The organism is Caballeronia sp. NK8, assembly GCF_018408855.1.
GTDB lineage: Bacteria > Pseudomonadota > Gammaproteobacteria > Burkholderiales > Burkholderiaceae > Caballeronia.
Window position 1 is genome coordinate 72,960 of record NZ_AP024328.1, and the last position, 24,951, is coordinate 97,910.

15 protein-coding genes are annotated in these 24,951 nt (G+C 57.1%); 10 read left to right on the plus strand and 5 right to left on the minus strand.

Going from position 1 to position 24,951, the window contains the following annotated elements:
• The first annotated feature begins 291 nt into the window (after positions 1-291).
• From NK8_RS41010 to NK8_RS41020, 3 genes are all read left to right on the plus strand, one after another.
• A complete protein-coding gene (locus NK8_RS41010; protein ID WP_213234704.1) occupies positions 292-1,704 on the plus strand; it encodes an MFS transporter in 1,413 nt (470 codons plus the stop codon).
• A gap of 624 nt (positions 1,705-2,328) precedes the next feature.
• On the plus strand, positions 2,329-3,216 hold the full coding sequence (locus NK8_RS41015) for an alpha/beta fold hydrolase (RefSeq protein ID WP_225936716.1): 888 nt from the start codon (positions 2,329-2,331) through the stop codon (positions 3,214-3,216).
• A gap of 142 nt (positions 3,217-3,358) precedes the next feature.
• Positions 3,359-4,387 carry an XdhC family protein gene (locus tag NK8_RS41020; protein WP_213234706.1) on the plus strand — a complete coding sequence of 343 codons (1,029 nt, stop codon included), beginning with the start codon at positions 3,359-3,361 and terminating at the stop codon, positions 4,385-4,387.
• Positions 4,388-5,242: 855 nt separating this feature from the next.
• Here NK8_RS41020 and NK8_RS41025 read toward each other — a convergent pair.
• From NK8_RS41025 to NK8_RS41035, 3 genes are all read right to left on the minus strand, one after another.
• On the minus strand, positions 5,243-6,064 hold the full coding sequence (locus NK8_RS41025) for a LysR substrate-binding domain-containing protein (protein WP_213234730.1): 822 nt from the start codon (positions 6,062-6,064) through the stop codon (positions 5,243-5,245).
• 611 nt (positions 6,065-6,675) lie between these two features.
• Positions 6,676-6,954 carry a DUF4148 domain-containing protein gene (locus tag NK8_RS41030; RefSeq protein WP_213234707.1) on the minus strand — a complete coding sequence of 93 codons (279 nt, stop codon included), beginning with the start codon at positions 6,952-6,954 and terminating at the stop codon, positions 6,676-6,678.
• A gap of 1,121 nt (positions 6,955-8,075) precedes the next feature.
• A protein-coding gene (locus tag NK8_RS41035) for an IS5 family transposase (RefSeq protein WP_213234708.1) occupies positions 8,076-8,887 on the minus strand; the annotation gives its coding sequence in 2 pieces (ribosomal slippage) (positions 8,076-8,539 and positions 8,539-8,887; 813 coding nt in all).
• A 1,064-nt stretch (positions 8,888-9,951) separates the two neighbouring features.
• Here NK8_RS41035 and NK8_RS41040 point away from each other — a divergent pair.
• The 3 genes from NK8_RS41040 to NK8_RS41050 all read left to right on the plus strand — a co-directional run bounded on the left by NK8_RS41040 (position 9,952) and on the right by NK8_RS41050 (position 13,637).
• Positions 9,952-11,070 (plus strand): caspase family protein, encoded by a 1,119-nt coding sequence (locus NK8_RS41040; RefSeq protein ID WP_213234709.1) that lies wholly within the window; start codon positions 9,952-9,954, stop codon positions 11,068-11,070.
• A gap of 10 nt (positions 11,071-11,080) precedes the next feature.
• On the plus strand, positions 11,081-12,523 hold the full coding sequence (locus NK8_RS41045; RefSeq protein ID WP_213234710.1) for a hypothetical protein: 1,443 nt from the start codon (positions 11,081-11,083) through the stop codon (positions 12,521-12,523).
• 67 nt (positions 12,524-12,590) lie between these two features.
• Positions 12,591-13,637 (plus strand): hypothetical protein, encoded by a 1,047-nt coding sequence (locus NK8_RS41050; RefSeq protein WP_213234711.1) that lies wholly within the window; start codon positions 12,591-12,593, stop codon positions 13,635-13,637.
• Between the two features lie 358 nt (positions 13,638-13,995).
• Here the strand turns inward: NK8_RS41050 and NK8_RS43535 are convergent, their stop codons facing one another.
• Positions 13,996-15,597: a methyl-accepting chemotaxis protein gene (locus tag NK8_RS43535; RefSeq protein WP_213234712.1), complete on the minus strand. Its 1,602-nt coding sequence runs from the start codon at positions 15,595-15,597 to the stop codon at positions 13,996-13,998.
• Positions 15,598-17,187: 1,590 nt separating this feature from the next.
• On the opposite strand from NK8_RS43535, the gene NK8_RS41060 reads away from it, so the two are divergent.
• Both NK8_RS41060 and NK8_RS41065 read left to right on the plus strand, forming a co-directional pair.
• Positions 17,188-19,455 carry an NADP-dependent malic enzyme gene (locus tag NK8_RS41060; protein ID WP_213234731.1) on the plus strand — a complete coding sequence of 756 codons (2,268 nt, stop codon included), beginning with the start codon at positions 17,188-17,190 and terminating at the stop codon, positions 19,453-19,455.
• A gap of 808 nt (positions 19,456-20,263) precedes the next feature.
• Positions 20,264-21,406: a porin gene (locus tag NK8_RS41065; protein ID WP_213234732.1), complete on the plus strand. Its 1,143-nt coding sequence runs from the start codon at positions 20,264-20,266 to the stop codon at positions 21,404-21,406.
• A gap of 558 nt (positions 21,407-21,964) precedes the next feature.
• On the opposite strand, the gene NK8_RS41070 is transcribed toward NK8_RS41065, so the two are convergent.
• Positions 21,965-22,879: a LysR substrate-binding domain-containing protein gene (locus NK8_RS41070; RefSeq protein WP_225936717.1), complete on the minus strand. Its 915-nt coding sequence runs from the start codon at positions 22,877-22,879 to the stop codon at positions 21,965-21,967.
• 187 nt (positions 22,880-23,066) lie between these two features.
• On the opposite strand from NK8_RS41070, the gene NK8_RS41075 reads away from it, so the two are divergent.
• Together NK8_RS41075 and NK8_RS41080 are read left to right on the plus strand one after the other, a co-directional pair.
• Entirely contained in the window at positions 23,067-23,834 is a 768-nt protein-coding gene (locus NK8_RS41075; protein WP_032490062.1) for a chlorocatechol 1,2-dioxygenase, read from the plus strand.
• Positions 23,831-24,943: a muconate cycloisomerase family protein gene (locus NK8_RS41080; protein ID WP_032490063.1), complete on the plus strand. Its 1,113-nt coding sequence runs from the start codon at positions 23,831-23,833 to the stop codon at positions 24,941-24,943. The genes NK8_RS41075 and NK8_RS41080 overlap by 4 nt, the downstream gene beginning before the upstream one ends.
• Positions 24,944-24,951 lie beyond the last annotated feature (8 nt).

A 24,951-nucleotide genomic window follows, 5' to 3' on the forward strand; every position in this document is an offset into this window, starting at 1 on the left:
CAGTCGCAGCCGACTAGAACGTTGCGTGACAAGGACATAAAGGACGGCCGATACCCAAATCCTAGTGCATTGGTCATTGCATAAGCGTTTGCGGATCCTAACAATAATCTTTCCGCAAGTTGATCTCAGTAAAACTGGTGCAATAGGACGCGCTAGGCACCATAACCTGTTATTGCGGGCGTCTCGCCGATGGAAACGTCGACGCTATTCAACCGTCCCGTCGGTGTGCAACGGGCCGGACGGCGCACAGTTCGACGGCGACCAGTAATCGAATTTATACAAGCTTCGAACATGGACATCTCAGATACGACTACTGACATCAGGACGCAGCACGCGTCCACGGAAACTGTTCTTTCAACTCCTGCGGCGATATCGGCCCGTCTCGAGCGGCTGCCGTTCACACGTTGGCACGCTAAGGTTCTTGGCGCGGTGGGCTTTGTGCATATGACCGACGCGTTCGATGCGTTGACAATCGCATACGTGCTGCCCGTCCTAATCGAGCTGTGGCACCTCTCTCCTGCACAGGCCGGGCTCTTGGTATCCGCCGGGTATGTCGGCCAGACAATTGGTGCACTTGCGTTCAGTGCAGCAGCAGAACGATTCGGGCGTCTACGCTCCCTCAGGTGGGTGATAGTGGTCCTATCTCTATTGAGTCTTGCGTCCGCGTACGCGCCTGGCTATGTAATTTTTCTCATCATCCGCTTTTGCCAGGGCATTGGGTTGGGCGGGGAGTCGCCAGTCTCCGCTACATACATGAACGAGCTCTGCCCTGCGCGGATCCGCGGAAGATTGATCTTCGTTCTTCAGTCGACATTTGGCGTCGGCAACTTGCTTGCAGCCATCTGCGCACTCTCACTAATTCCAGCGTACGGATGGCAGGTGATGTTCTACATCGGAACCGCACCGATTCTGCTTGCTGTGATCCTTCCGCGGATCGCTCCCGAGTCACCGCGCTGGCTTTCGATTAACAACCGGGCAACAGAGGCTGAAATGATCGTTGGGCGGATCGAGAGGTCGCTTCCCGAGCACGTGTTCGCAGCGCTGCCGCCGATGTCGATGAGTGTGGAGCCCCCGCGTGCCCACAAGGAGTCGTTTAGGTCACTGCTATCTTCCGCGTTCGTGCGCCGCACTGTGGTCGTCTGGGCGATGGCGTGTTGCTCTGGGTTGACCACATACGGCATACTGGTTTGGCTCCCCGCGCTGTATCGCACTGTCTACCACCTTCCGCTTGACGTATCGCTGCGATACGGCATGTTCAGCATGGTCGCAACTCTTGCAGGCGCCTTGTCTGGAATCTTCTTGATTGATCGTATCGGCCGAAAGAAGACTTTCTGCTTGGCGTTCACTGCGTCCGCGTTGCCGATGGCGTACTTGGCGCTGAACGGAACGCACAATTCGGCGACGCATGTTGCCGTGCTAGCTTCTGCAAGCATCGCTATGATCGCGATCGTGCAATGCGGGATCTTCGTTTACGCGCCGGAGGTGTATCCGACGCGGGTTAGGGCTCGAGGGGCTGGCGCTGCCGCAGCGCTCACCCGACTTTCTTCGGTAGCTGGTCCACTGGTAATCGGGACACTGCTGACATATTTTCACATTGAGGCAGTGTTCGGCTATCTTGCTGCGGTCGCCGTGACTGGCGCATTGGTCTTTGGCTTGTTCGGCATCGAAACTCGCGGTAAGACGTTGGACGAGATATCTGCCTGATGGCCTGATACTCCGAACTATCGAGCTTTTGCGGAATGCGCGGTAATCCTCAACGACTCTGGGTAGTGCGCCCGCGCGGCGCACTTGCGATAATTATTGCGCCGGGAGGGTTCATGCACAAATCGCGATTTCCTGCCGCCCCAGAACTCGACGAACCCGAGCCGTGCGTTGACTAACGACATCCCGGTGTAGCGTGGACTTCGCTGATGCGAGAGAAGATTGGTGGCTAACAAAGCGACGATCGATGCTCGTTGCGCACGCTAATCAACGGCTTCGTGTGGCAACATGGCGACTGAACCCAAAAAGCGCCAGATATGAAGCGTGAGCCGAGTGAAGCGCCGTCTGGGATAGAGATGTGCTGACTTTCGGCACAAAATAAACTAGCCCACTCGGTGCGACGTGGCGCTCTTGGTGGCACTGCTCATTTTAGATCCCACGAGTGTCGAGCATCTCTGCGAGATCGTCAGATCGCAGGGTCGGTGACAATATGGAAACCTAATTGATGGAGCCTGTGCTGCGATAGACAGTGGCAGTGGAAAGTTAGACCAATAACGACGGAGATGTGGAATCATGGAACGAAGGCACTTCCTAACGAATGTGTCCGTTGGCGCCGTTGCGACTGGCATGTCCTTAGCTGGTCGTGCAAGTGCAGGGCGCCCAGATTCGAGGCCAACATTTGTCTTCGTGCACGGCGCGTGGCACGGAGGTTGGTGTTGGTCAAGTGTTACCAGCTTGCTAGCGCGTCGGGGTGTTCAAGGGATCACTTTGGATCTTCCGGGGCACGGCCTGTCGGCGCAATTCCCTGCTGCGTACGCTCCTGGGGCGTCTAACACTGGAGGTCTGGCAACGGAGATATCGCCGCTCGCCAGTATTTCGCTAGCAGATTACAGGGACCACGTTCTCGCTATTATTAGGGGGTTGGTCTCAGAGGGCCGTGGTCCGGTTGTGCTGGTGGGGCACAGTTTGGGCGGTGTGACGCTAAATGCGGTTGCGGAATCCGAGCCGAGCCTCGTGAAGAGATTGGTTTATCTGACCGCGTTCGTGCCGGTGGCGCAACCAACCGTACTTGATTACTTGCAGCAGCCAAATTTTGCTGGTTCAGGACTCCCGCCGCTGTTTTATGGTGATCCTAGCAAAATAGGCGCGGCACGGATTAATCCGAATGCTGGCGACTCGACATACGTCGCAAGGGTTCGCGACGCGCTCTACTCGGACGTACCTCCAAGCGTTTTGAATGCGACGCTCAATATGTTGACTCCAGATGAGCCGATTAGGGGGTTGTCGGACCCGGCGACGGTGACGCCGGGGCATTGGGGCACCGTACCTCGAACGTTCATTAGGTGCACGAGCGATAACGCGATTCCGCTCGCAGCGCAAGACCAAATGATAGCTGAAGCGAATAGGCTCACGCCGCGCAATCCCTTTAGGGTGGAAACGTTAGACAGCAGCCACTCGTCGTTTCTCTCACGGCCTGCTGAGCTCGCCGATTTGTTGCTTGAGGAGACGCAGTGAACGCGCCCGTATGCTTCCGGGTCTTCGACAATCCTAGTAAGTTTCGATGTGTGCCGCGTTCCTTTTCCAGCTTGCAACTAGCGATCAACGGGAGTTCGTTCAAAGCGATTGTTTCCGTGTTCGCTAGCCGAGGTGAGAAGAAATGGACAGCGTGGATCTCGAAGTCCTGAAGAACAGCGCGCGATGGCTCGAAGAGGGACATCGCGCGCTGCTCGTGACGGTCGTGAAGACATGGGGCTCGTCGCCGAGACCCGAGGGGGCGATGCTCGCCGTGCGTGACGATGGCCACGTCGTCGGTTCGGTGTCGGGCGGGTGCATCGAGGACGATCTCATCAACCGGGCGCGGCAGCGGGGCATCGAGCAGACGAAGCCGGAAGCGGTGAAGTACGGCATCAGCGCGGAAGAGGCGCATCGCTTCGGCTTGCCGTGCGGCGGCACGATCCAGCTCGTGCTGGAGCCGCTGACGACGGAAAGCGGCATCGCGGAATTGTGCGCGGCGGTGGAAAGCGGCAGGCTCGTCGCGCGCACGCTCGACATGGCCACGGGCGCGGCGCGCCTCGAACCGGCGCAGGCCACCGACGGCGTGCTCTTCGACGACGCGCATCTGCTGACGATTCACGGCCCGCGTTACCGGATGCTCGTGGTCGGCGCGGGGCAGTTGTCGCGCTATCTGTGCAGTATCGCGGTCGGGCTGGATTATCAGGTGACCGTGTGCGATCCGCGCGAGGAATACACGGAAGAGTGGAATGTGCCCGGCACAACGATCGTGCGAACCATGCCCGACGACACGGTCATGGAGATGAAGCTCGACGAACGCTGCGCGGTCATCGCCCTCACGCACGATCCGAAGCTCGACGATCTCGCGCTGATGGAGGCGCTGAAAACGCCCGCGTTCTATGTCGGCGCGCTCGGTTCGCGGCGCAACAACGCGGCGCGGCGCGAGCGTCTGAAGGAGTTCGATCTCAGCGAAGCCGAGCTGGCGCGGCTGCATGGGCCGGTGGGCATTTATATCGGCAGCCGGACGCCGCCGGAAATCGCGGTGTCGATTCTCGCGGAAGTCACGGCGGCGAAGAACGGCGTGTTGGTGCACGACCTGCTAAAAATAGAAGCCGCAAAAGCGGGTCGCGAGCGCATAAAGACGTCCCGCAACGAAAGAGAGCCTTACGGCTAACCGTGGTGGAACAGCGGCAGCACCCGAAAAATTCAGCTATCGCGTGGCGCATAATACCGCCTCGCTAGTTACACCTGACGTGCGTTGCCCAGCTCCAGCGCCTAACTTCAGCAAGAATATTGTCTTCTATACAGGAGCACCGGACTTGAGGGGCACACGTGTATCCGGTTTGCGCCGCCGGGGCCGTCTCTACCGTCTTCCGACAAAGGGAACGCATGATGACGGCGACGATCCATTCGATGATCGTGAGCGACGCTGTTACCGTTGCATGCTGTCGGCGTTCTGCATTTTTTGTCTTGCGGTCACCACCGCCTCCATCGCCTTATCGCTTTTCAGGCGGATGCTTGAGACACGGTAGCGCGGCTGCACCTGATTACGGCCAGTCGTATGGCCCTGACTCGTTGCAGCTATCGACCCCCGCACTGTGTATCGCAGAGCCTAAAGCGGCCCCCGCGATCGGTATGGCCCGCCTCGGAACTCGAGAAGGCGTGAACGGGTCTTTAACGACCGCCATCTATTCCACCCGGAGATTGGCCATGGATGGCCCGCTGTGCCGCGGTTTTTATAATTTATAGGCTAAAGAGAGGTCGGGCTTGTAGTCGTACGTGGTCTCGATTTAAGTCCGGGACACCGGTCATCTCATGACGGTCGGCTTATTCGACAAGGCGAAGCAGTGTTTCCCGGGTCCGGAGGAGAAGTTCGTCACGTTTTGAAAAAAAAGCCGACGCTTGGGCGTCGGCGAAAGGGCTCGTTGCGAGCCCCTGAGAGACTTGTACTCCCATGCTTCGTTATCGACCAGCGGCAAATGATTGATATAAAAGCGGGCAAAACGGGTCCTCACAAGTCGTCGCTCTTCTAGCGCCGAAGACCTGAAAGTATTGCATTAGCAAGAAAATCGCATGGCGGTCTAGTAGACGTCGCGCTTCTTGCAAGAATCATTTCAAGCGCAGCCATCTTCGGCAATCCGTGCTGCGAGCCTAGTATCTCGAAGTGCTTGGGGACGGCGCACTGAGCCAGCGGGACCACGGCGAGCCCTGCTTCCGCCATCGACAATAAGCCGAGGAGACTGGGGCTCTCGAACGACGTTCGGTATCTGATGCCTCCGCTTTCAAGGCTGCGAAGCGCGTTCTCCCGCGCAACGCTTCCTGACAAAAAAACGGCGATTGGCAAAGGCCTCTCTCGCCATATTTGCGCTGATGTCGGTACCGCGGCCCATTCCATTGGTTCGAAACGGATGAATTCGCCCGACAGCCCTTTCACACGAGTGGCGCAGACAAGGTCCACTGAACCCTCCTTGACCATAGGAGCTAGCGCAACACTCGGCAACCCAACGACCTGGATTTCGACTTTGGGATAGGTCGCTGAAAACTCCTTCAGAATCGGAGGAAGAAGCGACGAGGCGTACTCATCCGGCACCCCTATGCTTACGCGCCCCGTCACGTCGGGGCGCACGACGGCAGCCCACGCTTCGTCGCGCATGGAAAGCATTCGACGAGCATACGCGAGCAGGATCTCGCCATCCTGTGTTGGTACCACGCTTCGCGGCTTGCGGACGAAGAGCGACTTGCAAAGCGCCATTTCAAGCGCCTTAACTTGCATGCTGACAGCTGATTGTGATCGGCTCACCGCCTTCGCAGCACGGCTAATACTGCCAGTGTCCGCCACAGCGACGATCATCGCCATTACGTCGAAGTCCAGTGTTCTTGGGCACATGGACCTGACCGTGCGACGGTTTTCGTTCATACAGCTGCCTCTTGGGATCGATGGAACGGCTCCTCCGCGCGGCAGACAAGCGCATGAGTGAAACTTGGGCTGAATCCGTCACGCGACTTTCACATCTTGTTATGTTTGCTCAGAATGCGCGAGAAGTAGTTACGATCGATGGAGCATTTTTAGACGCTAGGCACCTTTCGACTTACCTTCAGGCCTAGGACCAACTGGGGGTCTTTAGGTCAATGGGTGTAGTGCGACCAGCAAAGCCGGCGCGTAGGACATTGGGTGCGTGACTGCGATCGCTCACCCGCTTTTGTTGCTTATATGCTCCGTATACGTTATGGGAACCAGAGCGCGCTTAAGCATCATTTCGAGCTGTCGCTAGCGACAAATCACATCGAGCATCGCGGACGCTAGCAAACAACGCTGTGGGAAGCGTCATCATAATCTGGTCCGCGCGAAGCCCGACCGCCGTGAGCGATGCAGCCCCTCATCGGACCGCCAGAAGGGATGTCATCACTCGCGTGCAGTTCGACCGACCAGCTGGCCAGTGCGGTTAGAACGAGCAAATCATCTTACCGAGATCCGGAAGCACTCGTGCCGTCGGTCACAGGGCCGTACTGTGAATCAATGGAACGCTCGGCGGCTACCTTGCGCTCAGCGGCTTGCAAGTTGAGCGGATAGTCTGCGCCTGAACTGCGCGACGGATTGTACCCGGCCTTTTCCAGCGCGACGAGCTCCGCCTTGAGCTGAGCCCTCGTGACCGGTGTTGCGTTCTGTGCTGTTGCCATCCCTGACGACGCCAACGCGACCACAGCCATTGCGACCGTCACGACATTATTGAACCGTTTCATATCTCACCTTTCGAAGTTTGAGCAACGCCGTCTTTTCTGGGCGGTGCAAGTGGTATGGAAGAAGTTTAAGAGGAGGGGTGAGAGGAGAGAAGCCCACAGCTGGGGGACAGTTTGTCCCCGAAATGGCAACAATGAGCGTGAAGAGAGATCGATCAGCAGCTGCGCGCCTAGGGATGAGAGTCGCTGTACGGAGGTGCGTGTACGAGCCTCGCGGAAAGTGCGGCTGATCCCGGAAAAGATATCGATTGGACGATACCGTATCAACACGGTGGCTGATAGTTGAGTTGCCACAAATATCAAAGTAGCTGGAACGCCCCAACCGCCGGTCCTAGCCGCAGGCGATACCATATATCGCCGCTATGGGGTAAGGACAAAGACCGTAAGATTTTGTGGAACGATTTCGGTTGTGCCGGGTCGGCGTCAACCATTCGTCAGCTTAAAATTTCCACACGATTCGCGATCCCAACCGCGCTTTTCCTATTGGAAATGGGCGGGCCGAAGGCATGTCCGCAAGGGCGGTACGCGCTCCAAGTCGTTTAAAACTTGTGTTTGAGGAAAGCAAATCTATAACGCGTTAGCGAGCTTGATTTTTATCGACTCGTGCTTGTTACCGCTCGAGAACTGACTAAAAGGTGTCCACAATGCTAAGAAGCAGGCTCTGTTGGGTCGCATTACTCTTGGTTCTGCAGGCCTGTCAGACTCCTCCACTTCCCGAGAGCGCAGGCGAACGAAACTCTAGATTCACCTATATACCGATTGATCCGTTGCCGACCTCAGCGAGCTTGGGGGATAGTTGCCCAGACGGCTATTCAGTCGAACCATATATGGATCTATTTCCAGACCAAGCGGTGCGGATAGCGATTGCATCGTTCGACGTGCAAGGGAATTTGTCGATTGGTCCAGCAGCAAAGTTCGGGACGGAAAACAATATCTATCAGGTCACCATGGACTTCATTTCGGTAGACACTAAGAACGCAACTGTGTTTGTCGAAGGTATTTTCGGCAACTGGGGGAGGGGCAGCCCCGTCCGGTGTAGCTAAGCCGGCTTACAAAATCACAAAGGACCCGGATAATCCGGCTTGGGCAAGCTACGATAAGAACAAAAGTTACCCTAAGAGGCGCTAACAAAATGACGTTCGCAGTTGTCGCCAGCATATGATGCAGCAAGCGATTTTCATGAAGGCTTCGTGGATAAACGCGAGCCGTTCGAAGCGGATGCGCAGTCGGCGGAAGTTGTGAAGCCACGAAATGGTCCGCTCCACGACCCAGCGTGTTTTACCCAATCCGCTGCCGTGAGGCTGGCCGCGCCGAGCAATTTCCGTGGCAATGCCCGCTGCGTGCAACGGACGTCGATGTTTGTCGTGGTCGTAGCCTCTGTCGCCTTGAACGACCCGAGGCTTCGATAGTGGTCTGCCAGGCTTGCCGCTGATGGGCGGAATAGCCTCGACCAGTGCTTGAAGTTGAGTGACGTCGTTGCGGTTGGCGCCGGTCAGTATCACCGCGAGCGGAATGCCCTGCGCTTCGGTGAGGAGGTGGTGCTTTGAACCGGGTCGCGCGCGATCTGTGGGATTCGGTCCCGTTTTTGACCCGCGCCCATAGCACGGATTGAAGAGGAGTCGACGATGACTCGAGACCAGTCGATTTGGTCGGCGGCCCGAAGCCGCGTAAGGAGCAACTCGTGCAACTCGTCCCAGACGCCTGCCTCCTGCCAGTCACGCAGGCGACGCCAGCAACTCATGCCACTGCCGCAACCCATCTCGCGAGGAAGAAGGTCCCAGCGCAGGCCAGTCTGCAAGACGAAGAGGATGCCTGTGAGCACCGCACGATTGTCGAGCGGTTTGCGCCCTGGGTAACGGTGGCGTCGTAGTTTTGGAGGGGGCAGTAACGGTTCGATGAGTGCCCAGAGTTCGTCGTCGAGTATAGGTTTAGCCATGTTCCTTTCATCGCCGAAACAATGAACAGGTTAACAGCATTCATCGAGGGTTAGCAGCCCCTTTTCTTCATTTTGTTAAGGGTTCTAAATCAAACTTGGGAGAACCGGTTGCGGTCCCTGTTTACGTCGGTGTCGGGTTGCGACTGATTGCAACCGTTCGCGTGCTTAAAGGCACTGTCAATCTTTCTAGTCTTTCGTCGATAACAGCGGGCGTCGAATCCGGAAAAGCGACTGGTTCGCTAGTGGTACAGACGCTGGGGGTCTCTGGCTCAAAGATTTCGGCTATGCTCCCAATGCCGAGCGAGCTGAATCAGACAACAATACAAAATGCAATTTTGGCGCTCGGGTCTATTAAAGCATTGTTATTCGATCCGACTACACACGTCGTACCGCGCGTCGTCGGAATCTACACCCCTATTGGCGGTGGGGAGGCTACCGTTAACCAGATAGTCTCAATCTTGGCTGAGGACAAACTAGTTGTCGAGGGCGAGTGCATACAAAACGACGTGACGGCTCGACAGGCGGAGGCTGCGTCCTCACCGGCCGGAGCGGTAAAGCCTCCCATAAAAAGCACGCCGGCTAAACGCACGATGCCTCGCTAGATTGTTTCACCAGCGTGACTACGGAGATTCGTTTTCCTCAACCGAGGACAACCGGATCTGAGAACGGCGCCATCAATCAGTCAGAATGTCACCGAATGTCGACTTCGTCACCTGTGCTTTTTTTCGGCAACCGGAATCGGACGACGTGTCATGCCTATGAGGTTCGTGTGGGCTGCTTGCCTAGCAAAGATGATTGCGCAGGATGTCGGGGGGTGTGTGTGCTGTAGGCGGAAGCTGATTGGCCCTTGTTGGTGAACGACATGATTACCTGTATAGTTGTAACAAGACGCTCCGGTTCTACACTAGGCTTGTACGGCACCAACCAGATTACCTGCTGAACCGATACGGCGACGAGAGCACTAAATTCCAAATATTTTCAGACGGCAGGGCAGTGAACGCATAAACCTTTGAGAAGTACGTTCCTGCCTGCCGCCCAAATTGATACCGAGAGATGCGGTTGGCATGGCTTTGATATTGGATAGACGCCAAAAGGGCGACCCTGGGGTTCACGTAATTCTCATCGGCGTCGGAACCTTTGCCAATGCCAGGGCTGCAGACCTCTTGGGGGACGATGCACCGAAGGGCGGCTTCGCCGACCTGGAGACACCGCTTCACTCAGTTGAGGCGTTCGCGGGGTGGCTGCAGACGGAGCTAGACGTGGCTGACACGCCACTCCAAACACTACGAGTTCTGGCGTCCTCTGCAAGCCGCACTTCTCGCCTCGGCGTCACGTCGCCAACGTTTAAAAACATTGCGGACGAGGTTGGCGAGTGGTCTGACGATGTCGACTCCCATGAGGACAACCTAGCCATTTTCTATTTTTGCGGTCATGGACTGCTTATTGGGGAGACACAGCTTCTCCTGGCGGAGGACTTTGGCTCGAATCGCCGCGCGCCATTCGAGGATTCTATTGAGCCGGAACTGCTGGCAAACGCCATGCGGCAAATGCAGGGACGCCGGCAGCTTTTCCTTATCGATGCCTGTAGTACAGAGGTCCCGTTTTCGCGGCGCTATGCGAATGTGCGCTCGAGGACCATCGTGCAAGAGGCGCAAAATCAAAACCTGGCCAAGTCGGAGCAGTGCCTCATTCGCGCAAGCAAGCTGGGAAGCCGTGCATTTGGTTCCGCAACTGGCCCTTCCGTGTTTATGGATGCATTCCTACGAGCGATGAAGGGCGCGGGCGCCGTGTCGGCGCAAAGACGGCGGTGGGTGATCCATACTGATATGCTGAAGTTGGCGCTTTCATGGCTCATGCAGTTGCGGCCCGAAGGCCAAGGCCAGGAGGTTTCCTTCGGAGGTGGCACTTTATCGAGTAATGTCTCATTCCACATGCTATCAGGTGACCCGTTGGTGCCTGTCCGCGTACTTTGCGAGCCAAGAGAGCTTGAGGCAGTGAGCGCATTGCACGTGGACAGTGCTCAGCACAGCGCCGCTGGCAATTGGCCAGAAAGCTTCGACATTGAACGCCGCGCCCATGATTTCGAGGCGATAGAGACGACTGCCGAAGGTGCGAAGGTTCATGGCCAGGTGCTACAAGAGGTAATTGCTCCGCCATTCGTGAACGTGTATATACCGTGTTAGGAGCAAACTCGTGAGTACGGTGGTTCATTTCGATTTCGGCGCAGGTCAACCGCGCGGCACCAGACTGCCCCGGGTCGCACTAGCGGACGTGTTCGAACTTTATGGCGGTAACGCTGACGAGCGACTTGTTGCCGGAAGTGTTGTCATCGATCTTGATTTGCGCGAAGGTAGGGCGCCCACTCGAGTTAATGTCAATCCGGGCGCTTTCCTAGTTCGCATTCGGACCCCCGACGGCCGACTATTGATGCGACAGGTTCATGTCGAGCGCAGTCGCGACCCCGCACTCGTTTTTTTGCCGAAGCAGCGAGCCCCAAGGCCGAAGAAACAACAGAAGGCGGTCGATGACTTGGTTGTTATACGCTCCGCCCCGCCCGATGCACTTTTCGGCGAGGACCACTTCAGGAAGCCGGCAGTTCCTCGGGACTGGTGGTCTGCACTGTCGATGGCGAACACGACTGAGCCGGTAACCATCTCAAACCTGCCAGGATTTCACGCTAGTGAATTAGTAGAGCCTCGGTACGACTACATGGGCATCGCGCGACTTCAGGCAGAGCCTGTTGAAGAACTGCTGTCTTTGGATGGGCCGGCGCATGACGTTACGGCGAGGCTTGTCGGCGACATCGCTGCTGTGCAAGGCGCGAAATTACGCGGCAATCGAGAGTCGCCGTTTGCCAAATGGAAATTGCCGGTGCGCAATCGTGAACTGATAGGGAAAAGGTCTGATGAAGGAAAGGGGGCACGATATTTTTCTCTATCTTATCGCGCTGAGGGGCGGCTTACCCCCCTTCAAGTTGCATGTGTCCCGGGTAGGTGGGAGAAGCGAGATGGAAAGCTTGCAGACGTCTACGCGAACCACTATGAGCGTGACATCGGCGTTGCGTCGACCCGAACTCTCCGCGTCGAAGTTGATGACCCGGACCTTGGCGGCCTCTTAGACTTTCTGCAACAGGGAGATTTGAGCGGTTCAACTCGAATGCTGAATAACGCGACCGAGCTCCTCTATCGAAAATGGCAAAATCCGTACGCATCTGCTGCGGCAGGTTACGTGCTTGTGCAAGCGGGCCAATGGCAAGGGGAGAATGTGAACTGGACGCAATGGGTGCTCAACCTGGCGCACCGGTATCCGAGCCTAACGGACGGTGCAATTTTGTTCACGACATTGCTGCTGCAAGGTCGGTCCGACACCTTGAAAAACCTGAATTACGAGGGAGGAAGCAAAAATCGTTTCAGAACTGCCATAAGCGCCGCGTTCGAGGCCGTCCGTAGAGGTCCTCCTCTTTATCGCCACGGACTAAAAATGATGGCGACTAACCTTGCAATTCTTGAAGGTGAAGCGACCGGAGACCGTAAAACCTACCTTCAGCTTCGGTCTGCAAGCAAGTACATTCGAGAACTCTCGATGCGCGTTGATCCCAGCCAACCATTCTGTGTGTTCGATGTCAGCACTGACTAGCGCTGTTGAGAGGTCGCAGCCTTGGGTGGAAGTCCACGCGTTAGCAGCCGAGCATGGCGACTGCATCGTGCTGAGCTACGGCGATGGTGACGCTCATTTCCGCCTAGTGGTGGATGCAGGAGTGGCCTCCACCTCGGACCGACTGCGGTGCGTGCTCGACGAAAGCGCCGATGCGATTTGCGAGCTCCTAGTTGTTACCCATATCGACCTCGACCACATCGGAGGAACGCTTTCGTTGCTCGCGGACAGGTCTATTGCCACTCGCTTCAATGATATATGGTTCAACGGACGGCAGCACCTGGAAGTGGGACGCGAATCAATGGGAGTTTCGGAGGGCAAGCGACTAGCGGAATTGCTTGATTGCGAAGACACCTCCTGGAATGCGGCGTTCGGTGGGAATGCTGTTTGCCTATCGGCTGGTGACGTTCCGGTGCGTAAGACGCTACCAATCTCCAAAGCTGCTATCACCATTCTTTCGCCCTCGATGAAGGGACTTGCCGACCTGAGGCGCCTCTGGGACATATGGGAGGAGCGTCAGAAACAAATGGCAGGAAGGCCCATCAACGCAGACGGGGTAACAGCTGGACAGGACGCACAAGACATCGAGATTCTAAGTGTCGCGCCGCTTAGCATTACGGATTTGGCAGACACAAAGACTAGGACAGATAGCTCGGTCACGAACGGCAGCTCCATCGCTTTCATCTTCGACTATGGTGGGTTCCGGATCTTACTGGGCGGGGATGCGCATGCCAGTGTGCTGCTCAAGGCGGTCACGAAGCTCCCGGCAGAGATGTTAAACCTTGATGTGTTCAAGCTTCCTCACCACGGGAGCGCAGCCAACCTGACTAAACAGCTTGCGATGAAGCTGCCGGCTCGAAAGTACTTGCTGACAACGGACGGCGAGCGCCACGACACCCACCCCAATGACGTCGCGATCGCACGCGCCTTAACCGTCACGCCTGACGCCGAGCTGCTATTCAACTATCCGAATAAGGCATATGAGCGTTGGGCGAACAGACCTTCTGAAAGTGGCTATCCGTTCAAGGTGCGGGCCGGGGGCGGCGACGAGGGTATCCGTTTCCGCCTTGAGTGGGCTGGCCAGGGTGCCCGGTAAGACGGCGGCTCGTCGAGGAGTGAGCTTACGACCCGTACCCGAAGGAAGTTTGCTAGGGGTCGCCTCGACCGTCGATGTCTGCTTCCCCCTCGCTTGTAGTGGCACCCCTGGCGCGTCCCGTGTGGGCATTGTTCGGTCGTTCAGTGCATGCTTGGGTCGAGAAAAAGTGAAGAAGACCGGAGCCCGCTAGTTTACCCGATTTACCGATAAAGACAGCTAGCTTCCGCGTTTGCCTGCATGCCCAAGTTGCGCAGGGAGCAGGAAGATGCGTATGCGAACAGGCACCGACATCGACGTTCGCCCGTCGCCGCGACCTTTGGGCCGAGCGAATAATCTGGCCCGTTGGCCGGCTTTGGCCTTACAAAGCCATTGCCGTTCGCAACTCGAGGCCGCTGTCGGGCGTTGACGTTGACGTGGATTTCTCAACGGTCCTGAAGACCGCGACCGCTTCACTTAACCGTCCGGCTTCGTCTTCCATAGCGCCGGCGGCCGCCGCTGCCTGTTCGACGAGCGCAGCATTCTGCTGCGTGACTTCGTCCATTTGCGAGATGGCCTGGTTCAGCTGTTCAATACCGCGGCTTTGTTCATTTGACGCCGATGCGATCTCGCCCATAATATCCGTCACGCGCTGAATGGCAGTCCCAACCCGTTTCATCGTTTCGCCGGCATTTCTTACTAACCCGGCCCCCACCTGCACCCGGCCCCCGGACGTTTCAATCAATACCTTGATCTCTCTAGCTGCAGCGGAAGAACGTTGGGCAAGATTGCGTACTTCGCCGGCCACCACGGCGAATCCGCGGCCCTCGTCGCCAGCTCGCGCCGCTTCGACCGCGGCATTCAGTGCCAGTATGTTGGTTTGAAATGCGATGCCTTCGATGATCTCGATGATGTTGCCGATTTTCAGGGAACTGTCTTCGATCTCCGTCATCGTCTCCATTACGTGATCCACTATGGCGCTTCCCTGATTGGCCACGACTCTTGCGTCGTCAGCTAAACCGCTCGCCTCCATTGCGTTTTCCGCGTTTTGCTTCACGGTGGCCGTCAGCTGTTCCATGCTGGCGGCAGTCTCTTCGAGCGACGCCGCCTGCTGCTCGGTTCGTGACGACAGGTTCGTATTACCTGCGGCAATCTCTTTGCTGGCGCTGAAAATGGTTTCACTGCTAGTCCTGACAGTGGCTACGGTAGAGGCCAATCTGTGCTTCATGGCAGCGACGCCGGCGAGCAATTGACCCATCTCGTCTTGCGAATTGATGGTTACCGTTTGTGATAGGTCGCCCTCGGAAATGTGGGTGAAGTGCTCTAGCGCCTTAGCTAGCGGTGTCATGATTGCCCGGCGGAGCACCCACCAAGCTAGCGCGGCCGCCGCGCCCCCCCCAACCAGCATCGACAAATAGATCAACCGCAGGGTCGCAAACCGCCGGTCATTTTCCCTGTTCTGACGCATCGCATCTTCAAGCTGGTAGTCTTCGAGCTTCCGCATTGCGGCGCTGGCTCGCTCGTATGCAGCAGGTACTGCCTCCCCCGCAAATCGGACGATCGCGGCTTGATCGCGCCGATCGATCGCCGCAGCGAAGCCTTCGATAGATTTGCGCAACTGAGCACGAGCATCAACTGCAGCCTTAGCAAGAATGTCCTCCTCGCCTTCGCGGGGGATGTCATCATACTTTCGATACCATTCGTCGGAATCTGTCAACGACTGGAAGGCTCTTGCGCGAATGCCAGTCGCCGCGGGGTTGTCGCGGTCGAGCGCATAGTGATCGAGCAGGATACGAGCTCGGTTCATTGACCTGTCGGAGACGCCTAATGCATAGACGGCGGGTAGACTGGTAAGGCCGACGTCCTTCGCTGATGCATCCATCTGCACCATCCCAAAAATGCCCAGAGCAACGGACGTTGCCAATAGGATTCCGAGGAAGATCATGGTGAGCGTGAGGCGCGCTTGAATGGTCAAGTTTTTCATTCTTCAATTCTTGGTTAAGTTCGCGTGTGAGAAACGGGGACAAAAAATGGCGCATGCCGCGGTACCGCGCCTTGCACTTCTAATGTTGTTATCGACAGCGCACACCGTCACTAAATGCCTTTTCCGGGACAATTCGTACTTTTTTAGTTGCTAATATGCCTGTCTAAAGATTTACAAAATCTATGCAGCGTGAATGAAATGGTAAAGTCAACGGGCGCTTGCGTCACTCTATCTTTTAGACAATCGGAGTAAAACTGAGGCTTGGCCGTTATACCTTCACGATGATCCAGCGCGGGACAGGCCCGGGTGTATGCTGACTGTTTCATTCGAATCAGTTACAACTTGATTGAGCCGTTGTGCACTCGCCGTTAGGCGGATTGGTGCGCGGTACTTCCTCCACGAACACTTCGATTGCGCAAAGCAAGATCATTCATCACTATGTGCAGTATTGACGACGCTTTGAAGCAACGCACTGGTAAGTGCGAGAAGCACTAAAAATGAAGATGCCGGTTTGAGCCGTGGCACTGCGTTTGACTCGGAGGCGATTCGTTGAGTGCGATTTTTTTGATTGCGGCCGTTTTCGATCGTGGCCGCTGTAGGGGTCGCTGACGATTTTGATTAAGTGCTCTCACGTACCCACCAGCCGTGCACCGGAGGGGAACCGCGAACGACACAATAGTACGCAACTTCAGCCCTAGACCGGAGGGATGACACCATGTGGTTGCATTTGCGTTGGCTGCACCGCGGGCGTTCTAGCAGTATAAAGAGCCACAACACGCTAAGGGCTCCAAGCGACCTCGAACGTCTCTGGAGATTGGCGCCGGTATCTGTCGAGTGGGATACATTGGCAATCGCCGCGTTTGCTGGCGATCAGGAGCAGTATGAATTGCTGCTGGCGTACATCGCATGTTGTCTTGAGCACTGCTTTCCCCACTTCCTGTCCCCGTCGATGGTCGAAGCGGCCGTCAATGAGACTTTGACGGCAATCCACCGGAAGCGGCACACCTATCATCCGTCGGATCCGTTCGAGCGGTGGGCCATCGCAATCGCGAGATACAGACTTTCGTCAATACATGAAAGATATTTGGTACTAGACGAGGTGTCCTCGGCGCAAAGCGAATCGTTGTTCGATGCGTAGGAAGGTGTGGCTAAAAAGTAGCCTAATGAAAATCTTCTATTCATCACTTGGTCTAAGCTGTCCGCTGATGGCACCGTGGGTTCAAGAGGGCCGCAACACAGCCGGCTGCTCGGTAAAGCAGGTCCCCGCTTTGAGAGGACTAACCGAAACCAAAGGTCTACTTTATAGTTTGCATCTCTTGTCTAGTCTCTACCGATTCGAGCGGGTGAGAGGAGACCGATCTTGAACCGTGAGTGCTTAGCAAAGCTTTCTTGTGCGCATAATCTCCACTTTTAGCGGCCAACGTCAACGTCGCCGCAGTCTCCGCGCCGGGAATTACGCACGGGCGGCAACCAATTTTGATGTGGCAGTGGTTGCCTTTGAACTGGCTATGGAGAAAAATCTTGGATGGTTCCGAAAAGATACAAAGTAAGTACGCGGGCATCGTAGGCACTTCTATGACTGACAGTAAGATGGACGAACAACTCAAGCAAAGCGCCCTCGCGTATCACCAGAATCCCCGCCCCGGCAAGATTTCGGTTACTCCGACCAAGCCGCTTTCCAATCAGCTCGACCTGTCGCTCGCCTATTCGCCGGGCGTCGCGGCCGCGTGCATGGCGATCTACGATGAGCCGCTCGACGCGCAGAAGTACACGTCGCGTGCGAACCTCGTCGGCGTCGTGACGAACGGCACGGCCGTTTTGGGTCTCGGCAACATCGGCCCGCTCGCGGCCAAGCCGGTGATGGAAGGCAAGGGATGCCTCTTCAAGAAGTTCGCGGGCATCGACGTGTTCGATATCGAGCTGGCGGAAACCGATCCGGACAAGCTCGTCGATGCGATCGCGATGCTCGAGCCGACGCTCGGCGGCATCAACCTCGAAGACATCAAGGCGCCGGAATGCTTCTACATAGAGAAGAAGCTGCGCGAGCGCATGAAGATTCCCGTTTTCCATGACGATCAGCACGGTACGGCGATCATCGCGTCGGCGGCGATCCTCAACGGCCTGAAAGTGGTCGGCAAGAAGCTGGACGAAATCAAGCTCGTGTGTTCGGGCGCGGGCGCGGCGGCGATCGCGTGTCTGGACCTGCTCGTACATCTGGGCCTGAAGAAGTCGAACACGCTCGTGATCGATTCGAAGGGCGTGATCTACGAAGGCCGCGGCAATCTGGACGCATCGAAGGAGCGCTATCAGGCGAGCACCGACGCGCGCACGCTCGCCGACGCGATGCACGGTTGCGACGTGTTCCTCGGCTGTTCGAGCGCGGGCGTGCTCAAGGCCGAAATGGTCGAGACGATGGCCGACAAGCCGCTGATCCTCGCGCTGGCCAATCCCGAGCCGGAAATCCGTCCGGAAGAGGCGAAGCGCGTGCGTCCGGACTGTATCGTCGCAACGGGCCGTTCGGATTATCCGAATCAGGTCAACAACGTGCTGTGCTTCCCGTTCATTTTCCGCGGCGCGCTCGACGTGGGCGCGACGACCATCACCGAGGAAATGAAGCTCGCGTGCGTGCGCGCGATCGCCGAACTCGCGGAAGAAACCGATCAGGGTGATGAAGTTGCAAAGGCTTATGAAGGCCATTCGCTAGAATTCGGCCCGGAATATCTGATTCCGAAGCCTTTCGATCCGCGCCTGATCATCAAGATCGCGCCGGCCGTGGCGCAAGCCGCGATGGATTCGGGCGTCGCGACGCGTCCGATCAAGGACATGGACGCGTATCGCGAGACGCTCGGCGCGACGGTGTATCGCACGGGCATGGTGATGCGTCCGGTGTTCACGGCGGCGAAGGCGGCTCCGGCGCGCATCGCGTTCGCGGAAGGCGAGGACGAGCGCGTGCTGCGCGCCGCGCAGTTCGTGCTGCTGGAGAAGATCGCGAAGCCGATCATCATCGGCCGTCCGGCTGTCGTCGAAATGCGTCTGCAGAAGATGGGCTCGAAGCTGAAGCCGGGCGTCGATTTCGAGATCGTGAATCCGGAAGACGATCCGCGTTATCAGAAGAGCTGGCAGGCGTATCACGAGATCGCCGCGCGTCAGGGCGTGACGCCCGAAAGCGCGAAGGCTGCGCTGCGCAAGTTCAACACCCTGATCGGCGCGATCCTGGTTCACACGGGCGACGCGGACGGGATGATCTGCGGTCTCATCGACACGTATCAGGATCACCTGAAGTTCATCGATCAGGTGCTCGGCAAGGCGGAAGGCGCGAACAACTTCGCGGCGATGAATCTGCTGATGCTGCAAGGGCGCAATCTGTTCATCAGCGACACGTACGTCAACGAGACGCCGACGCCCGAGCAACTCGCCGACATGACGATTCTGGCGGCGCGTGAGATCGAGCGTTTCGGGATTCAGCCGAAGGTCGCGCTGGTGTCGAATTCGAACTTCGGCAGCGTGCAGAGCGCGTCGAGCAAGCGGATGGCGGAAGCGCGCAAGCTGATTGCCGAGCGTGCGCCGGATCTCGAAATCGACGGTGAAATGCACGGCGACGCGGCGCTTTCCGAAGCCGCGCGCAAGGCTTCGTTCCCGGGGACCACGTTGCACGGCGAGGCGAATCTGCTGATCATGCCGAACGTCGAAGCGGCGAACATCACGTACAACCTGCTCAAGACGGTGAGCGGCGAGGGCGTGACCGTCGGGCCGATCCTGCTCGGTGCTGCGAAGCCTGTGCATATCCTGACGCCGGCGGCGACCGTGCGTCGGATCATCAATATGACGGCGGTGGCGAGCGCGAATGCCGCCAAGTAAGCAAAGTTGATGTCCTTACTTCGTGAGCGGAGCCGGCGACCAGCCTGCGCCTTGCTGACGCAAACGAACGAGTTGTATTCAGGTTGCGAGTTGGTGCGTCCGTCGTCAGTCAGTATTTGGGCCGGCATGATGCACGAGGGTTGACCCCAGCTTAAAGCCGATCCGGTTACTCGAATCATTTGCCCTTTCTCTTTCTGCAATTTGCGTGCGAAGCTGGCCTGATTACTAGCGATGGAGAGGGCCGCAACAATGGCAGCAGTGGTGGCAATTGCTCCGGCCCACGAACCGGCAGTGTCGATTCCCTTGGATGCGTCACTGGTCCAAAGGGCGTTCGCGTGGACAAAGAACTGTGCCCACCATTGGTAGATCTTCGTCAGAACGCCTTTCATCAGACGACTCCGGAACCAGACTCGGGGGCTTAGCTGGCAATGAATGTGACCTCCCGAAAATAAAGGCAAAAAACCGCACTCGTTGCGCCGCGTCGGTGATTAATCGCGACGCCTTCAATCGGTGGCGGCCTTCGAACGCGCCTTTACGCAGCACCTTTCGGGCAAGCCGAAGCCCGCGATCGTGCAAGTCGAAACCCGGCTCGCTCACAAATTCGGTGACAACTAGTCCGGCCAACTCCAATGCGCTTCGCTTAACGGACATTCGCCTAGGCCGGATTCGTTAAATGGCTATTCAACGAATTTCGTCCTTCATAGACTCGCCCTCAAACAAACACACATTCGCCGCGATACTCATGGACGAAATCTTTCATGTGCTCGCTAAGAATGCCATAGACACTAATGAGGGCTCGGAGACAACGATGAAGCGATGCTTGAAGGCATTTCTAACTTGTATTCTCGTAAGTTGCAGCATTGCACGAGCGTACTCGCAGTCGAGCGTTACATTGTACGGCATCATTGACACGGGGGTGGAGTTCATCTCTCATGCGGGTCCGGCGGGCGATAGGCTATTCCGTATGCCCTCAACGACCGGTTCACTACCCTCGCGTTGGGGCTTCCGAGGTAGCGAGGACCTTGGCGGAGGCTATAGGGCAACGTTCGTTCTCGAAAGCGGATTCGGTCCGAACACTGGCGCCTTGGCACAGGGTGGCCGCTTGTTCGGGCGACAGGCATGGATCGGATTAGAGTCGCAGTACGGTACGCTGAGCTTCGGTAGACAGTACACGACGACCTACATCGCGGTGCTAGAAAATGACATTATGGGACCAGCCATATATGGCATCGCGTCCCTCGATGCCTACATCGCGAATGCCCGCGCTGATAATAGCGTTGCATACCGAGTTAATTTACATGGCTTAACAGCTTTAGCCACTTATTCGTTTGGACGAGACTCCGCCGGTACTGGCAATTCTCCTGGGCAGGGCACTTGCGCTGGGCAGGTCCCCGGGGCGTTCACGCAGTGCCGTGACTGGTCCGCGATGTTGAAGTATGACTCGGACAGGTTCGGTGCGGTAGTGTCGTACGAGGAAGAACGGGGAGGTGTGAACGCAGCTGCGAATTTTTTCGACGGCGTCGCGCCGACGCCTCTGTCCACGAGCAACGGAATCGATGCAAGGCTCTATATCGACGCCTATGCAAAGTTCCTCGGTGCGACGATATCCGGTGGTTGGCTCAATCGTCGCGTCGAAACCGTGAACTCTGGGACCCCGGTCGTCACCTCGAATATGTTTTTCCTTGGGGCGCGATATCTGGTCACGCCCGCAGTGGCCATTGACGGCGAAGTCTTCAGGATTATCAACGCTCAACACGACACGAGAGCGACTCTTGCGACATTGCGGGGGATTTATTCGCTTTCGAAGCGATCGGCCGTGTATGTGCAAGGGGCATACATCTTCAATAGTGCCAAGGCTGCTTACGGAGTGAGCGCCGGAGGGCCCGGCGGATCGCCGGCGCCAGGGGTTGGGCAAGCAGCGGTGATGGTAGGTTTGCGGCACTTGTTCTAACAGCACCTTCAACGGCATTGAGACGGGCAGAGGGGCATTTGTGCTCTAGATTCTGTCCAAGATAGCAAGAGGATAGCTATGGAATCTTTCAAACACGTGATGTCACCGAGACTTAAACGATGTTGTATCGAAGTCCTAAGCCGAATTTTTGAGCGTAGTGACTCAAAGCCGGCGCCGCCCTCGATTCAATGGATAGGAGCGACAATCGTTGTTTCGTCGCCCTTATATGAAGCCGCAAGCACGCATGATCTAGCTGATATCTTCCGCTCACTGCGAGGCGAGTGGACCGAGACCGTGAATCCGGTCCGCTAGCGCGCGGACGTCGGCGTGTAAGCCCTGTGACGAAGGGGCATTCCTGCAAGGGTTGTGCTCCGCCCGCGGTCGACGATTTGCGTCGTGGTTTGAGGGTCCGCGCTCTCACGCAGTACACTCCTCGATAAAATGACTCGGTACGCGCAAATTCCGTCTCAGAGATATCGGAACGCCAAAGCACCCAGCTGGATCGATTTCTCTCATGCCACGCTGCCCCCCACTGAGATCCAACGAGCGGACATTGCATCAACTGGACGGATGAATCTCGCCTTCGAGACCCCCACCGTCTCCGATCAACGAGGAGACAACTCGTAGCGCTGACTCGACTATAGGCGGGCGGCGATGTGTGCGAAAAACACAGCTGACGGGTACGGCCGGCGCTTTTTGTCCAAGCGCTACGATGGTCACGCCGGGCCACCTTAGATGTGCGACTGATGCAGGTACCAGCGTTGCCCCGATTCCGGCGGCGGTCAACGCAAGGGCGGCAATGACGTCTTCAACCTCGGCTGCGATTTTCGGTTCCGCGCCCTCGGACCTGAACAGGGAAACAACCTTATCAGCGAAACTCGGCCGGTCACCCCGCGGATAGAGGATGACGGGCACATCTATCAGATCTGCGAGCATTCGCGCACCGCGCGCACGCTCATCCCAAGGGTCCGCTACCGCAACGTGCAGACTTTCGGCCCCGATGTTCCAACTCGTTACACCGTCAGTCACCGGATAGAATCGCCCGAATCCAATATCCACGACCCCAGAAAGGAGCGATTCCAGTTGTTCCTCCTTCGTCATATGAGAAACTGCGACAGATGCGTCCGGGTATGTCGCGCGGAAAGCCCTGATAAAGGCTGGCACCGTTTCAAACACGGGCGTGCCGAAGTACACAAGATTCAACTCTCCCGACTCGCCCCTTGCCGCTGCTTGTGACCGCTGCGACGATCGTTGTGCCAACGTAAGCAGTTGACGTGCGTCCTCAAGGAAGACTCTGCCTGCCGCGGTAAGATCAACGCCACGTGCAGACCGTTCGAAGAGCTTCGCTCCGATGTCGCGTTCAAGCGCCTGAATCTGACGCGTGAGTGGCGGCTGGGAGATATGCATTCTTTCAGCGGCCGTACCAAATCCACCGGCTTCGGCAACAGCCACGAAGTATCTCAACTGCCTCATTTCCACGGTTTAACTCCAAAAGTGTAGCCCTTCTGGATTGTGCGCATCGGCGCGATTCCGCGCAATAAGGACATACCGAATGCGTATGGGCTGAGACGCGCAAAGGTATTGGACGGTATGGGCGTGCCGTTTCTATCATAATTTCAGGACGGGTGCCGTCCTGGGACACTTTTGGAACGGAGGCGAGGTGAACAAGCGAGTTAAAGATGTTGTGGACGGAATCGTATCGGCTGTACGGAGAGTCCTCGATGAAAAGGAGATTACGGAGTCGGAATATCGAACTGCGCTTCACTACCTGATGAAGGTCGCCGAACAGCGCGAGATCGCGTTGCTCTGTGACGTATTTTTCAACAGCACAGTTGTGGCGACGAAGGCTCGCCTGAGCAGCGGCTCGACGCCAGCGATCGAGGGACCCTACTATCGTGAGGACGCCCCGTTCGTAGTCGACCGACTCAAAACGTACGATACAGACGCCCACAAGCCGTTGCTTATTAAGGGAACGGTCAAGGCGGTCGATGGCAGTGTGGTCGAGGGCGTGACGATCGACGTCTGGCATTCGACTCCCGATGGAAAGTACAGCGGCTTCCATGACGGCATTCCAACCGATTTTTATCGGGGCAAACTCAGGGTCGGTCGTGATGGCCAGTTTAGCGTGCAAACGACGATGCCAGTTGCATATCAGATTCCCAACGATGGTCCGACGGGCGCATTGCTCGAGACCATGGGCGGTCACTCGTGGCGTCCAGCGCATGTGCATTTCAAGGTGAAGGCACCGGGCTTTGAAACGTTGACAACTCAGTACTACTTCGAAGGCGGCGACTGGGTCGGCGACGATTGCTGCAATGGTGTCGAGCCGAGTCTGATCAGCCCCGAGAAGGTGGAGGAGGGCGCCCGAGTGATGAATATCGATTTCGTCATCGAACGCGCCCTCGAGCACTCGGGAGCCAACACATGAAGATCGACGCCATTGACGCTTTGATTGTGGACGTGCCGACCAGACGGCCGATCCAAATGTCGATGACTACTGTTCACCAGCAAAGCTATGTCATCGTCCGTGTGCGTGCCGAAGGACTCGTCGGCGTGGGCGAAGGCGGCAGTGTGGGGGGGCCCGTCTGGAGCGCGGAGTGTGCGGAGACGATAAAGACGATCGTCGAGCAATATTTGGCACCACATCTTGTCGGAACTGACGCATTCAACGTGTCGGCCGCGCTCCAAACCATGGCACGTGCGGTCACGGGGAACGCGTCGGCGAAAGCTGCGCTCGAGATGGCGCTGCTTGACCTCAAAGCCCGCGCGTTGGGTGTCTCGATCGCGGAGCTGCTTGGCGGCAGGCTGCGCAATTCAATCCCGATTGCGTGGACCTTAGCCAGCGGCGACACGAAGCGCGACATAGACTCCGCGATTGAAATGATCGAAAAGCGTCGGCACAATAATTTCAAAATTAAGCTCGGCTTTCGTTCGCCAGCTGACGACCTGATTCATATGGAGGCGCTGTCGAAAGAGTTGGGATCGAGGGCGTCGCTTCGTGTGGACGTCAATATGGCGTGGGATGAGCAGGTGGCGTCCATTTATATTCCGGAGCTTGAGGCGCTCGGGGTCGATCTAATTGAACAGCCAGTCGCCCGCGATAACACTCGAGCGCTTAGGCGCCTATCCGAAACCAACCGTGTGGCAATCATGGCTGACGAGAGTCTGAGCACTCTTACGTCGGCCTTCGATCTCGCGCGTGACCGAAGCGTGGACGTCTTCTCGCTAAAGCTGTGCAATATGGGAGGCGTGACGGCTACGCAGAAAGTCGCGGCGGTGGCCGAAGCAAGCGGAATCGCTTCCTATGGCGGAACAATGCTCGACTCGACGATAGGTACTTCCGCAGCGCTCCAGCTCTACTCAACGGTTCCGTCGCTTCCGTACGGTTGCGAGCTGCTTGGTCCCTTTGTCCTTGCGGACACATTGAGCCAAGAAGCACTCGAAATTCGAGACTTCGAGCTGCAGGTCCCCACCGGCATCGGTCACGGCATGACGCTTGACGAAGAGAAGGTGCGCAGATACGCACGCGTCAACTAGGCAGAAAG